The organism is Mycobacterium numidiamassiliense (assembly GCF_900157365.1).
Lineage (GTDB): Bacteria > Actinomycetota > Actinomycetes > Mycobacteriales > Mycobacteriaceae > Mycobacterium > Mycobacterium numidiamassiliense.
The window spans coordinates 726826-740838 of sequence record NZ_FUEZ01000003.1; the positions used below are offsets into that span (position 1 = coordinate 726826).

10 protein-coding genes and 1 pseudogene are annotated in these 14013 nt (G+C 67.5%); 7 read left to right on the forward strand and 4 right to left on the reverse strand.

Annotated elements, in window-relative coordinates; all coding sequences use genetic code 11:
- The first annotated feature begins 8 nt into the window (after positions 1 to 8).
- The 3 genes from metX (at position 9) to MNAB215_RS03250 (ending at position 2655) form a co-directional block, all read left to right on the forward strand.
- Positions 9 to 1160 (forward strand): homoserine O-acetyltransferase MetX, encoded by a 1152-nt coding sequence (metX, locus tag MNAB215_RS03240; protein ID WP_077077432.1) that lies wholly within the window; start codon positions 9 to 11, stop codon positions 1158 to 1160.
- Positions 1157 to 1891 (forward strand): class I SAM-dependent methyltransferase, encoded by a 735-nt coding sequence (locus MNAB215_RS03245; protein ID WP_077078376.1) that lies wholly within the window; start codon positions 1157 to 1159, stop codon positions 1889 to 1891. Before metX ends, MNAB215_RS03245 begins: the two co-directional genes overlap by 4 nt.
- 155 nt (positions 1892 to 2046) lie before the next feature.
- Positions 2047 to 2655 carry a hypothetical protein gene (locus tag MNAB215_RS03250; protein WP_083745991.1) on the forward strand — a complete coding sequence of 203 codons (609 nt, stop codon included), beginning with the start codon at positions 2047 to 2049 and terminating at the stop codon, positions 2653 to 2655.
- A 3-nt stretch (positions 2656 to 2658) separates the two neighbouring features.
- Here the strand turns inward: MNAB215_RS03250 and MNAB215_RS03255 are convergent.
- Positions 2659 to 4040 (reverse strand): annotated as a pseudogene (locus MNAB215_RS03255) (HNH endonuclease signature motif containing protein).
- A 140-nt stretch (positions 4041 to 4180) separates the two neighbouring features.
- On the reverse strand, positions 4181 to 5647 hold the full coding sequence (locus MNAB215_RS03260; protein WP_077077433.1) for an FAD-dependent oxidoreductase: 1467 nt from the start codon (positions 5645 to 5647) through the stop codon (positions 4181 to 4183).
- 260 nt (positions 5648 to 5907) lie between these two features.
- Here MNAB215_RS03260 and MNAB215_RS03265 point away from each other — a divergent pair, with 260 nt between their 5' ends.
- Entirely contained in the window at positions 5908 to 6393 is a 486-nt protein-coding gene (locus MNAB215_RS03265) for a DUF732 domain-containing protein (RefSeq protein ID WP_077077434.1), read from the forward strand.
- On the opposite strand, the gene MNAB215_RS03270 is transcribed toward MNAB215_RS03265, so the two are convergent.
- Positions 6390 to 6674 carry a DUF3017 domain-containing protein gene (locus tag MNAB215_RS03270; protein ID WP_108637522.1) on the reverse strand — a complete coding sequence of 95 codons (285 nt, stop codon included), beginning with the start codon at positions 6672 to 6674 and terminating at the stop codon, positions 6390 to 6392. The two genes, MNAB215_RS03265 and MNAB215_RS03270, sit on opposite strands and share 4 nt — an antisense overlap.
- Positions 6671 to 7516: a bifunctional methylenetetrahydrofolate dehydrogenase/methenyltetrahydrofolate cyclohydrolase gene (locus tag MNAB215_RS03275; RefSeq protein ID WP_077077435.1), complete on the reverse strand. Its 846-nt coding sequence runs from the start codon at positions 7514 to 7516 to the stop codon at positions 6671 to 6673. Before MNAB215_RS03275 ends, MNAB215_RS03270 begins: the two co-directional genes overlap by 4 nt.
- 93 nt (positions 7517 to 7609) lie before the next feature.
- Between MNAB215_RS03275 and MNAB215_RS03280 the strand changes: the two genes are divergently transcribed.
- The 3 genes from MNAB215_RS03280 (at position 7610) to MNAB215_RS03290 (ending at position 14001) form a co-directional block, all read left to right on the forward strand.
- Complete coding sequence (locus MNAB215_RS03280; RefSeq protein ID WP_077077436.1) at positions 7610 to 8818, forward strand: NADH:flavin oxidoreductase; 1209 nt, start codon at positions 7610 to 7612, stop codon at positions 8816 to 8818.
- A gap of 63 nt (positions 8819 to 8881) precedes the next feature.
- Positions 8882 to 11515: an ATP-binding cassette domain-containing protein gene (locus MNAB215_RS03285; RefSeq protein WP_077077437.1), complete on the forward strand. Its 2634-nt coding sequence runs from the start codon at positions 8882 to 8884 to the stop codon at positions 11513 to 11515.
- On the forward strand, positions 11512 to 14001 hold the full coding sequence (locus MNAB215_RS03290) for an ATP-binding cassette domain-containing protein (RefSeq protein ID WP_077077438.1): 2490 nt from the start codon (positions 11512 to 11514) through the stop codon (positions 13999 to 14001). Before MNAB215_RS03285 ends, MNAB215_RS03290 begins: the two co-directional genes overlap by 4 nt.
- Positions 14002 to 14013 lie beyond the last annotated feature (12 nt).

The following is a 14013-nucleotide window of genomic DNA, read 5'->3' on the forward strand; positions in this document are numbered from 1 at the left end:
TCCTGAACATGACGATCTCCGACGTGCCCACCCAAACGCTGCCCGCCGAAGGCGAAATCGGCCTGGTCGACATCGGCTCGCTGACCACCGAGAGCGGCGCGGTGATCGACGACGTCTGTATCGCCGTACAGCGCTGGGGTGAGCTGTCGCCCGCGCGCGACAACGTGGTGGTGGTATTGCATGCACTTACCGGCGATTCACACATCACCGGGGCGGCCGGTCCCGGGCATCCGACACCCGGCTGGTGGGACGGCGTGGCCGGGCCGGGGGCGCCGATCGACACCAATCGCTGGTGCGCGGTGGCCACCAATGTGCTGGGCGGTTGCCGTGGTTCCACCGGCCCCAGCTCGCGCGCCCGGGACGGAAAACCTTGGGGCTCAAGGTTTCCTCTGATCACGGTGCGGGATCAGGTGCAGGCCGACATCGCGGCGCTGCAGGCGCTGGGAATTAATCAGGTCGCCGCTGTCGTTGGTGGGTCCATGGGCGGCGCACGAGCGTTGGAGTGGATGGTCGGCCACCCCGACCGGGTTCGGGCCGGGCTGCTGCTGGCGGTCGGTGCCCGCGCCACGGCAGACCAGATCGGCACCCAGTCCACCCAGATCGCCGCGATCAAGGCCGACCCGGATTGGCAGGGCGGCGACTATCACGACACCGGGCGCCGGCCCGATGCCGGGCTCGCGATCGCGCGGCGCTTCGCCCACCTGACTTACCGCGGCGAGCTCGAGCTGGACAACCGATTCGCCAACGACGGCCAGGGCGACGAGAACACCGCCAGCGGCGGTCGTTACGCGGTGCAGAGCTACTTGGAGTACCAGGGCGACAAGATCGTGGCCCGATTCGACGCAGGCAGCTACGTCACATTGACCGAGACACTCAGCAGCCACGACGTCGGCCGTGGCCGTGGCGGGATCCATAAGGCGCTGCGCGGTTGCCCGGTACCGGCGGTGGTCGGCGGCATTACCTCCGACCGGCTCTACCCGCTGCGCTTGCAAGAGGAGCTGGCCGAGCTGCTGCCGGGCTGCGCGGAGCTACAGGTCGTCGACTCCATCTGCGGGCATGACGGCTTCCTGGTGGAAACCGGGGCGGTGGGCGAGTTGATCCGCAAGACACTGCAATTGGCCTCCGAGACGGGCGAGGATGAAGGCGCGTGTCAACGGTGATCCGCTCGCAAGACGAAGCCTCCTTATCGTTCGGCTCGGCGGCGGCCGCCTATGAGCGTGGCCGCCCGTCGTATCCGCCCGAAGCGATCGACTGGTTGCTGCCCAGAGGGGCCCGCAAGGTGCTCGATCTAGGTGCCGGCACCGGAAAGCTGACGACCCGTCTGGTCGAACGCGGCCTGGACGTGGTGGCCGTCGACCCGATTCCCGACATGCTCGAGCTGCTGCGCACCTCACTTCCCGAGACCCGTGCGCTCTTGGGCACCGCCGAAGAGATTCCGTTGGAGGACAACAGCGTTGACGCCGTGCTGGTCGCCCAGGCCTGGCACTGGGTGGACCCCGAAAGGGCGATCCCCGAGGTTGCCCGGGTGCTGCGGCCCGGTGGGCGACTTGGCCTGGTATGGAACACCCGCGACGAGCGGCTGGGCTGGGTCCGCGAACTGGGCCAGATCATCGGCAGCGACGGCGACGGCCGACGCTTCGACGTCGAGCTGCCGCCGCCTTTCGCCGAGCGGCAGCGCCACCAAGTCGAGTGGACCAATTACCTGACGCCGCAAGCACTGATCGACCTGGTGGCCTCGCGCAGCTACTGCATCACGTCGCCGGCCGAGGTGCGCACCAGAACGCTGGATCAGGTCCGCGAATTGCTGGCCACCCATCCGGCGCTGGCGAATTCGACCGGCCTGGCCATGCCGTACGTCACGGTCTGCATCCGCGCGACGCTGGACGGCTAACGGAGCGGTTGATTTCCCACGGGCTCCGCAGTCCGCTATCGTGCGCAGACGCGTACAGAGCGCGACCACCCAGCAAAGGGGCCAATGGTGAAGGCATCGACGATGGCAACCGGCCTGGGGGCGAGCATCCTGGTATTTGGCTTGACGGCTACCGGGTGCGCAAGTACCAAATCGTCAAGCCCAACGTCGACAACGTCGTCATCGACGTCGACCTCCCCCGCGTCGTCGGCATCGACATCGGCACCGACATCGGCACCGACACGAGCAGCGGTGCCGCGCAGCCCTCGGACTACAGCAACCTGCTGATCAAGCCCTCTGACATCGTCGTGCCAGGCGACACCTTCACTCTCGCGTCGTCGAAGCCGAGTGACAACCCGGCGGGAGTCACCGCTACGTTTGCCAGCGCCTCTGTCGACGTTAATGGCCCCACTCGTGAAATCGACGTCGTGATCCACGTCTATCCGGACGCCACCGCGGCCGCACAGGAGCACGATCAGGTCGCACCGAATATTGCGAACCCCCAGATGGGGTTCACACTTGTCGGAGGAACGGCCACTCCGGCCGACGTGGGCACTGGCGGCGTGATGGCAACGGGGACCAACTCCGACGGCTCCAAGCAAAGAGCGAGGCTGGTGTTCAGCGAGGGCAGGGCCTTTGTTCAAATCGAGTTCTTCAACCCGGGCAACGATCCGCTGAAACCGGACTTCGTTCTCGATATCGCCCGGAAACAAGACGCGGCTATCAAGGCCGGATTGCCTGCCTGAGCGTTAGTCGCCGTCTTCCGGTTCGCCCAAGTAGCGCAACAACTTTTCGGGATGATGCATCGTATTGCTCCTCGGCTGTCCCCGATCTAGGTGCGGCGGCGGAATCCATTCGGTGTCGCCGTTGGCGCGATTTCGCGTGGTCCACCCGCCGGGCCGCAGCAGTCGATGATGGGGTCCGCAAGCGAAGGTCAGGTTGTCGATGCCGGTGGTCCCGCAGTGTGCGTAGTCGGTGACATGGTGAACTTCGCAGTAGTATCCGCCGACACCACAGCCAGGGGCCGAACAACCGCGATCCTTGGCGTACAGGACAATTCGCTGTCCGGATGAGGCGAGCCGTTTGGTGTGATACAGCGCCAACGGCTTGCCGTTGTCGAAAACGGCGAGGTAGTGGTGAGCATGGCGAGCCAGTCGGATTACATCGTTCATCGGCAAGACGGTGTGCCGCCGCCGGTGAGGGCGGTCCCGGCTGCGGCTTCAAGGTCAGCCAGGGTGGTGGTGACCACGATCGACGCCGGTAACCCGTTGTGCTGTCTGAGTTTTCCGCTGGCAAGTGTGGCACGCAAAGCGGCGTTGAGACCGTCGTGCTGGCGCTGGGCGACACTGCGGGTGTCATGCTCGATGGCCTGTTCGGTGGGAGCGCCGTCCACACACGCCGTGTCGTCGTACGGATTGCACATGCCGGGCGCCGCGAGTTTGGCCAGCACCGCCTCCACAGTCGCGCGGGCCTCCGGTGTGAGCCAGCCGCGCAGCGCCGACATGCCATCGGCCTCCTGCTTGCCCAGCGTCAGGCCCCGCCGCCGCGCCCGGTCCTCGTCGGTATACATCCCGTCCGGGTTCAGGCAGTCGGCGAGCCGATCGGCCAGCCCGGCCAGCTGTTCGGGCCGAAACTGCTTGCCCCGCTTGGCCAGTTGTGTTTCGGCGCTCTCGCGAGTGGCGACATCCACCCAGCCGGGCAACTGGTGGCAGAACCGTCGGATCACGGCGACCTGCCCGGCACCCAGTGCTCCGGCTCGTTGGGCCGCGGCGGTGGCCGCCATCATCGGCGGCAGCGGCTCACCGGTGAGCCCGTGCCGCTCACCTAAGTCGGCCGCCTCCCGGACCCGGCGGGCGGCCTCGGCGCGGCTGATCAGCATCCACTCGGCCAGTGCATGGGAGAGCCTGCCGCCCAGTTCCTCTGGAGTGGCCTGACGGGCAAGGTGATTGATCGACGCGTGCTCGGCGGCCGGTAGGCGGCGGCGCACTGCTTCGATACTCTCCAACAGGACGAGGTGTTCCGGGGTGGTCAGCGCATCCACATTCAGTGCTACCACGGTGTCGACCGCGGCGTTGAGCGCATCGACGGCCGCCGTGATCGCCTCGCGGTCCCCGACCTCCCCGGTACTCATACCGCAAAACTACGGGCACCCACCGACAAAAATCGGTGTGTTGTTACTGCTGAAACTATTGTGGCGCAAGTTTTTTGAAGCCGAGTCCGAAGCCGAGTCCGAAGCCGAAGCCGGGGCGCCACCGTCGAGGCAGCCGGCGGCTAGAAGTTCAGGCCGGAGTACATCACCCGGTTGGGATCGTACTTCTTCCGGACGCTGGTCAGCTGCGTCAGATTCGAGCCGAAGTAGCGGGATGCCGGCGCGTTGGCCTCCAGGTAGTTGACATATCCACCGGACGAAAATTGTTGTACCGCTTGATGCGCCGAGTTCAGCCACTGTGTCGCGGCCGTCACTTGATTGGCGGCCGGCTCGACATACCACTGCAGCACCGCGGACTGCGTGCGCCACGGAAAGGCCGAATCCGCGGGGGCGACGTCGGCCACGGCACCACCCAACGGATCCACGAGCAGCGACGCCTTGCCGCCGCTGGCCGGCCACTGCCCGATTGCGGTGGCAATGGCGTGCGCGGCAGCGGAATTCACCGTCGAGATCACATCCGAGCCTGCCACGAAGCCGCGGGCCGATGCGGTCGGGCTGCCACCCGCCAGATACGTCACCAGGTCGATCCGGTTCATCGTCTTGTTCTGCACGGCGGTGGGCTGCAGGCCGACAGCGGTCTTGATCGCGTCCGTTACCCCCGCGGCGCTACCGGCGGGGCAGGTGGCCAGGATGTGGCAGTCGGGCTGACCGGCGCCGACGGCGAGATCGACCATGGCCCAGCTGTTTCGGTCGGCGCCGTTGAGCCAGGACTGCCAGCCCATCAGCACCTGAACCGCCGAAGACGGCGCGAAGTTGATTCGCACCACGTCAGTGTCGCCGGTGGCGAAGGTCCCGAACGTCATCGAGGTCGTCACGCCGAAATTGCCACCGCCGCCACCGCGAAGTGCCCAGAAAAGATCGGGATGATCATTCGCGGATGCGGTGACCACCTCGCCGCTGGGCAACACGACCGTCGCCGACTGCAGCGCATCGCAGGCCAGGCCTGCATGGCGGGAATCGGCCCCTATCCCACCACCCAGTGTCAGCCCCCCGATGCCGACGGTGGGGCAACTGCCAGTCGGGATCGCGCGGCCCGCGCCGGCTAAAGCTTGTTGTACCGCATACAGATTCGTCGCTGGAGTGACCGTGACGTTGCCGCCGTCCACATTGACTGCGCCGGGCAGCCCGCGCAGATCGATCACCATGGTGCCGTTGGCACTCGAGGCCCCGATGTAGGAGTGCCCGCCGCCGCGCGGAGCGATCTTGAGGTTGTTGGCGGTGGCGAACGAGATCGCCTTTTGCACGTCGGCCTGCGACGCGACCGTCACTATCGCCGCTGGAGTGGAGTTGTTGTAGAGCGAGTTGAAAACTTGCTTGCCCGAAGAGAACTGGGCGCCGCTGGCGGGCAACAGGACCCTTCCGCCGATGGTCGACGCCAAACCGTTCCAGCCGGCAGTGGCCGCAGCCGGGTCCGCGGATGCCCGACTCGTGCCGAACATCGCCCCGGTCGCCAACACACCGACGGCGCCGCGCAGAAAGGTCTGGCGCGAAATCCCGTGCTCGGACGGACGGCCGCGATTCGTCGTCATGCGCCGGATTCTGACCCATTTCGTACCCGAAAATCTCTGCGCCGCGGTACGTGTCAGATCACAGTGTGGCGACGATTAATCGGGCACCGGCTCGAAACGGTTGCGGACTAATAACCGATATCTCAGGTGCGTCGCGCCCACGAAACGCATAGGTGGCAAACCTTTATCCCACCGTGTCGTAAATGTGACAGCCATAGCCCAAGGTTTCTAGAGGGATTTGAGTGCGCTGAGAGCACTCCGCGACAGAGGGGGAAGCTGTCATGAAAGCGCTCGCATGTGCTCAAAGCTGGGTCAGGCTGTTCCGCCATCAACCGTTGACCATTCGGTTGTTGGCGGCAGCCGCCGCACTGCTCACCGTGGCCTCGGCCTTCGCCGCTCCGGCCGAGGCAGACGCGAACGCGGACGACAACTTCATCGACGCGTTGAACCACGCCGGCATCGACTTTGGCCAGCCTGGAAACGCCATGGCCGTGGGTGAATCGATCTGCCCGATGCTCGCCCAGCCCGGTGCCAGCTTCGCCGGGGCGGTGATGAGCGTCAGGCGGCGGGGTATGTCACCGGCGATGGCTCGGACGTTCACCACGATCGCGATTCAGTCCTACTGCCCGGATGCGATGGCAAACCTGACCAGCGGCAACATGTCCGGTATGCCCGGCGCCACCACCATGATGCCTCGCGGAGCCATGCCGGGTATGCAAGGCGGCGCAGCGCCCGGACTACCGCAAATAACCGGCCCGGGAATCTAGCCCGTACCCAGCGGGTCGATGGTCCAGGCGATGTAGACCATCGATGCGCCGACCACCGCGGTGGTCATGAAGTCGATGCCCTTGCTACGCACGGCCAGAAGGCCGGCCCGCTCCTCGGGTAGCAGCAACCGCAACGCCGCTGCCACGCCCACACCGATGCCGATCAGGAGCGACCCACGACGCCAGAAGTTGGCTCCCACCAAGACGAAAGCCGCAGCGAAGATCAGCCCGACAGTCAGGATCGGCCACTGGGCTTTCGCCGCGGTTCGCGCCAGGCTCACTGCTTTTCGGCCAGCTCAACAACGTTGGTCAGCAGGAACGCCCGAGTCAGCGGGCCGACGCCACCGGGGTTCGGCGAGATGTGGCCGGCGACGTCCCACACGTCGGGATGCACGTCGCCGGTGAGCTTGCCGTCCACCCGGCTGACGCCGACGTCGATGACCGCGGCACCGGGCCGCACCATGTCGGCGGTGAGCAGGTGCGGCACGCCCACGCCGGCGACGATGATGTCGGCCTGCCGGGTCAACTCGGGTAGATCACGAGTTCCGGTGTGGCACAACGTTACTGTGGCGTTCTCGGAGCGCCGGGTCAGCAACAGGCCCAACGGGCGACCGACCGTGACGCCGCGGCCGATGATCACGACGTGCGCCCCGGCGATCTCGACGTCGTAGCGCCGCAACAAGTGGACGATGCCGCGCGGCGTGCACGGCAGCGGGGCCGGGTCCATGAGCACCAGCCGGCCCAGGTTGGTCGGGTGCAGCCCGTCGGCGTCCTTGTCCGGGTCGACCCGCTGCAGCGCCGCGTTCTCGTCGAGGTGCTTGGGCAGTGGCAACTGCACGATGTAGCCGGTGCACTCGGGATTGGCGTTGAGCTCGTCGATGGTCTCGTTGAGGGTCGCCGCGCTGATGTCGGCGGGCAGGTCGCGCCGGATCGACGTGATGCCGACCTTCGCGCAGTCGGCGTGCTTGCCGCGGACATAGGCCTGCGACCCCGGATCGTCGCCGACCAGGATGGTGCCCAGCCCGGGTGTGCGGCCCGATGCGGTCAGTGCCGACACCCGTTGCGTCAGATCGACGAAGATCTCGTCGCGGGTGGCCTTGCCGTCCAGCGTGATTGCGCCCACGTCTCCCAGTCTGGCATGTCCACGCCAGTGCCGATGCTGGCGACCCGCCGCGCCCAGCTTCGCTGCGCTTGCGATCGCCAGTAGGCTCCTCACATGCCCGGTGACCAGCCCAGTCCCCCCGACGTGTTCAGCCCGGCCAAGCTGGGACCGATCACCTTGCGCAACCGGATCATCAAGGCCGCGACATTCGAAGCACGTACGGTCGACGCGTTGGTGACCGACGACCTGATCGAATACCACCGACTGCCCGCCGCGGGCGGGGTGGGCATGACGACCGTCGCCTACTGCGCGGTCTCCCCCGGCGGCCGCACCGAGGGCAACGGACTCTGGATGCGTCCGGAGGCGGTGCCGGGATTACGCAAGCTCACCGATGCCATCCACGCCGAAGGCGCGGCGGTCAGCGCGCAGATCGGCCACGCCGGCCCGGTGGCCAATGCCAAGTCCAACAAGGCCACCGCCCTGGCGCCGGTGCGGTTTTTCAACCCGATCGGAATGCGGTTCGCCAGGAAGGCCACCCGCGACGACATCGACGACGTCATCGCCGGGCATGTCAACGCGGCCCGGCTGGCCATCGAAGCCGGCTTCGACGCCGTCGAAATCCATTTGGGCCACAACTATTTGGCGAGTGCGTTCCTCTCTCCGCTGATCAATAGGCGCGACGACGAATTCGGCGGATCGCTGGAGAACCGGGCCAAGCTCGCCCGCGGCATGGTGATGGCCGTGCGCCGGGCCGTCGAAAAAGAGGGCACGCCCATCGCGGTCACCGCCAAGCTGAACATGGCCGACGGCGTGCGCGCCGGCATCAGCACCGAAGAGTCACTGATCACCGCCAAGTGGCTGGAGGAAGACGGCGGACTCGACGCGATTGAACTCACCGCGGGCAGCTCGCTGGTCAACCCGATGTATCTGTTCCGCGGCGACGCACCGCTCAAGGAGTTCGCCGGTGCCTTCAAGCCGCCGCTGAGCTGGGGAATGCGGATGACGGGCACCAAGTTCCTGCGCGAATATCCCTACCGCGAGGCCTATCTTTTGCGCGATGCCAAGCTATTCCGCGCCGAGCTGTCGATGCCGCTGATCCTGCTCGGCGGGATCACCCAGCGGGACACGATGGATCTGGCGATGGCCGAGGGCTTCCAATTCGTCGCGATGGCCCGGGCGCTGCTGGCCGAACCCGACCTGATCAATCGCATCGCTGCCGACAGCACCGTGCATTCGGCGTGTACACACTGCAATCGGTGTATGCCGACCATCTACACCCGCACCCGGTGCGTCGTCACGGGAGCGCCCGACTCGGTCGCGTAGCCGACCCGACGTGCCGTAATAGTTGCAAATAGTGCGAGCCGTCTACGAGCTAGAGTTGTCGCAATGACTGCACCAGCCCCGCCGGCGCTCACCGTTCGCCATGACGGGTCGGAACGTACCTTCGCAGCAGGTCATGACGTGGTGATCGGACGCGACCTCCGGGCCGACATGCGCATCACGCATCCGCTGATTTCCCGGGCTCACCTGTTGCTGCGGTTCGACCAGGGCAGGTGGCTGGCGATCGACAACGGTTCGCTCAACGGGACTTTCGCCAACGGGCGCAAGGTGCCGGTCGTGGACATCCACGACGGCCAGAGCATCAACATCGGCAATCCCGACGGCCCGCTGCTGACGTTCGAGGTCGGACGCCACCAGGGAATGGCCGGGCGGCCACCGCAGACCGAGTCGATGGGCATCCCGGTGGCGGCCGCGCCGTCGGGAACGGCATGGCCGGCCTCGCAGGCATCGGGTCAGCCCGTGCCGGTGGCGCCGCCCGGCTGGGGGCCCGCCCGCAACGCCCCGCCGCCGGCTGGGGGCCCACCCGGACAGCCGGTGTATCCCACCAGCATCAGCGGCGGGGGCAGGCCGCCCGCCTATCCGCCCAGCGCGCCGTCGAACTTCCAGCCGCCGCCACCCAGGCCGGCCGTGGGAACCACGCACGCGGCACCGAACACGCAGATGTCGCCCGTGGAGGCCAAGCCCTCCGAGGTGTCAAACCTGGCGACCAAGATGTTCCAGGCGCTGCTGCCTTCTCGGTCCGGGGCGATGCAGAAACCAAAAGGCGCCCAGACGATCGGCCGCGCCACCGACAACGACATCGTCATCCAGGACGTCCTGGCGTCACGCCATCACGCATTTTTGACCGAGACACAGCTGGGCACCGAGATCCGCGACGCGCACAGCGTCAACGGAACCTTCGTCAACGGTGTCCGGGTCGGGTCCGCGGTGCTGACCGAGGGCGACGTGGTCACCATCGGAAACGTCGACCTGGTCTTCACCAATGGCACGCTGATCCGCCGCACCGAGGCGGCGACGCGCACCGGCGGGCTAGAGGTGAACTCGGTCTGCTTCACCGTCGAAGGCGGAAAGCAACTGCTCGACCACATCTCGCTGACCGCGCGGCCCGGGACGCTGACCGCGATCATCGGCGGGTCGGGTGCGGGTAAGACCACGCTGTCCCGGCTGATCGCCGGATACACCAGCCCCACGTCCGGCTCGGTGACCTTCGAGGGCCACAACATCCACACCGAGTACGCGTCGTTGCGCAGCAGGATCGGGATGGTCCCCCAGGACGACGTCGTGCACCGCCAGCTGACCGTCAACCAGGCGCTGGGTTACGCCGCCGAACTGCGGCTACCGCCCGACACCAGCAAGGCCGACCGCGAGCAGATCGTCGCCCAGGTGCTCGAGGAACTCGAGCTGACCAAGCACGCCGACACGCGCGTCGACAAGCTGTCGGGCGGCCAGCGCAAGCGCGCCTCGGTGGCCCTCGAACTTCTCACCGGACCGTCGCTGCTGATCCTCGACGAGCCGACCACCGGCCTGGACCCGGCGCTGGACCGTCAGGTGATGATGATGCTGCGCCAGCTCGCCGACGCGGGCCGCGTGGTCCTGGTCGTCACGCACTCGGTGTCCTACCTCGACATCTGCGATCAGCTGCTGCTGGTGGCGCCAGGAGGCAAGACGGCGTTCCTGGGCCCGCCGAGTCAGATCGGCGCGGCAATGGGCACCACCAACTGGGCCGACATCTTCGCCAAGGTCGGCGCCGACCCGGACGAGGCCAACCGCCGCTTCCGGGAGGAAAACCAGCAGCACCTGCCACAGGTACCGTCCGAACACAGCCCCGCCGCGGACTTGGGCGAACCGGTACACGCCGACGTACGCCGCCAGTTCTCCACGATCGCGCGTCGCCAGATCCGGCTGGTCATCTCCGATCGCGGCTACACGGTGTTTCTGGCGCTGCTGCCGTTCCTCATCGGCATCCTGACGCTGACCGTGCGCGGCAACAGCGGGTACGGCATGTCAGATCCGCTGGGCAACAACCCCGCCCAGCCCGACCAGATTCTGGTCATGCTCAACGTCGGCGCGGTCTTCATGGGCACCGCGCTGACCATTCGCGACCTCATTGGCGAACGCCCCATCTTCCGCCGCGAACAGGCGGTCGGACTGTCGACGGCGGCCTATATGGCCGCCAAGATCGTGGTGTTCTCCGTGTTCGCGATCGTCCAGGCGGCGATCGCGACGGCCATCTCGATCGTCGGCTGGGGCCAGCCGATCTCCAAGGCCGTGATACTGGGCAACGTCGACTTCGAACTGTTCGTCACCGTGGCCGCGACGTGTGTGGGCGCCGCGCTGCTCGGCATGGCGCTGTCGGCGTTGGCCCAATCGCAAGACCAGATCATGCCGATGCTGGTGGTGTCGATCATGAGCCAGCTGGTGTTCTCCGGCGGCATGATCTGGGTGACCAACCGGCTCGTGCTCGACCAGCTGTCCTGGGCCACGCCGGCCCGCTGGGGCTTCGCGGCGTCGGCGTCGACCATCGACACCCACCGGCTGATACCCGGTCCGACCGACCCGAAAGATCAGCACTGGAATCACACCAAGAGCGCATGGCTGTTCGACATGGCGATGCTCGGCGTGCTCTGCGTCGTCTACAGCTTCATCGTGTGGTGGAAGATCCGGCTGAAGAGACGATGAACAGTCCCGCGCAGCCGGTGCTGACGGTTCGGTCGAACCGTCAGCAGGCCAGCTTCGCACCCGGCCAGGACGTGGTCGTCGGCAGCGACCTGCACGCCGACGTGCGCGTCGCGCACCCCGCTGTCGCCCGCGCGCACGTGCTGCTGCGCTTCGACCACGGCCGCTGGATCGCGGTCGACAACCACACTCACAGCGGGATCTACGTCAACGGCCAGCGGGTGCCCGGGATCGACATCCATGACGGCCAGGGCCTCAACGTCGGCTCGCCCGAGGGGCCGCGGCTGATCTTCGATGTCGGACGCCATCAGGGCACGGTCGGTCAACGGCCGACGGTGGCGATCCCGACGATCGCGCCGGCCCCGCAGCCGGTGCGTCCGCCGCAGCAGCCTCCCCGCGCCGCTCCACCGCCGCCACCCCGGCACCCACCGCCGGCCGGACAGCCGCCCGCACCACCACCGCAGGGCGTCGACGCGTTGCGCACCACGGCGGTCCCGCTCATCCGGCCCAGCGCCGAGACGCAGGCGGTCCCGCAGAGCGCCGGCAAGCCCGGGGTCCCGGGCACGGCGCCCATGCAGGTGCAAGCCCCGACCACCCGAGCCCGCATCGGCCGCGAGCTCGACAACGACATCGTCATCCACGACGTGCTGGCGTCGCGTCACCACGCGGTCATGGTTCCGTCGGCCAAGGGCACCGAGCTCCGCGACGCCGGCAGCATCAACGGGACCTTCGTCAACGGCAAGCGGGTGGACAACACGCTGCTGTCCGACGGCGACGTGGTCACGATCGGCAACGTCGACCTGGTGTTCACCGCCGGCACGCTGGTGCGCCGCCAGGTGGTGGCCACCCGCACCGGCGGCCTCGAGGTACGCGACGTCGACTTCGCCGTCCCCGGCAAGAAGCTGCTCGACAAGGTCGCGATGAGCGCCCGGCCCGGCACGCTGACCGCCATCATCGGCGGGTCCGGCGCCGGCAAGTCCACGCTGTCGCGGCTGATCGCCGGATACACCACGCCCACCGGCGGAGCGGTCACCTTCGAGGGCCACAACATCCACACCGAGTACGCGACGATGCGGACCAGGATCGGGATGGTCCCGCAGGACGACGTCGTGCACCGCCAGCTGACCGTCAACCAGGCGCTGGGTTACGCGGCCGAGCTGCGGCTGCCGCCGGACACCAGCAAGGCCGACCGCGAGCAGGTCGTCGCCCAGGTGCTCGAGGAGCTGGGCCTGACCGAGCACGCGAACACCCGGGTGGAGAAACTCTCCGGCGGGCAGCGCAAACGCGCGTCGGTGGCCCTCGAGCTGCTCACCGGACCGTCGCTGCTGATCCTCGACGAGCCGACCTCGGGCCTGGACCCGGCGCTGGACCTGCAAGTCATGACGATGCTGCGCCAGCTCGCCGACGCCGGCCGCGTCGTTCTGGTCGTCACGCACTCGCTGACCCACCTCGACGTCTGCGACCAGGTGCTGCTGATGGCGCCCGGCGGGAAAACGGCCTTCCTGGGCGCACCCGATCAGATCGGCGAGGTCATGGGGACCACCAACTGGGCCGAGATCTTCGGCAAGGTGGGCGCCGACCCCGACGAGGCCAACCGCCGCTTCCTGGCCCACAAGCAGCCCCCACCACCGGCGCAGGCCGAGATACCCGGCGATCTGGGCGCCCCGGCGCACACCCACCTGGGCCGCCAGTTCTCCACGATCGCACGCCGTCAGATGCGGCTCGTCGTCTCCGACCGCGGCTACTTCGCGTTCCTGGCGCTGCTGCCGTTCATCATGGGTGCGCTGTCGCTGACCGTGCCCGGCAACGCCGGGTTCGGCATGGCCGATCCGGGCAGTGAGACGCCGGACGAAGCCGCGCAGATCCTGACGCTGCTGTCCATCGCCGCCGTCTTCATGGGGACCGCGCTGACCATCCGCGATCTGATCGGCGAACGGCCCATCTTCCGCCGAGAACAGGCCGTCGGCCTGTCGACCTGGGCCTACCTGGGCGCCAAGACCACGGTGTTCTGCGCGTTCGCGATCGTTCAGTCGGCGATTGCGACGGGCATCGTGCTGATCGGCAAGGGCGCGCCCAGTCAGCCGGCGGTGCTGCTCGGCAACTCCAGCCTCGAGCTCTACGTCACGGTCGCAGCGACCTGTGTGGCCTCGGCGATCCTCGGCATGGTGCTGTCGGCGCTGGCCCGCTCCAACGAGCAGATCATGCCGCTGCTGGTGGTGTCGCTGATGCTGCAGCTGGTGCTTGCCGGCGGCCTCATCCCGGTCACCGGCCGCGTCTTCCTCGACCAACTGTCCTGGGTGATGCCGTCGCGCTGGGGCTATGCGGCGTCGGCGTCAACGATCAACCTGCGCATGCTGGTGCCCGTCGGCCCCAAGGACAGCCATTGGGCCCACACGCAGAGTGCGTGGCTGCTGGACATGGGCATGCTCGCCGCGCTGTCGGTCATCTACACCGGCATCGTGTGGTGGCGCATCCGGCTCAAGCGCTAACGGCAGCGCTCA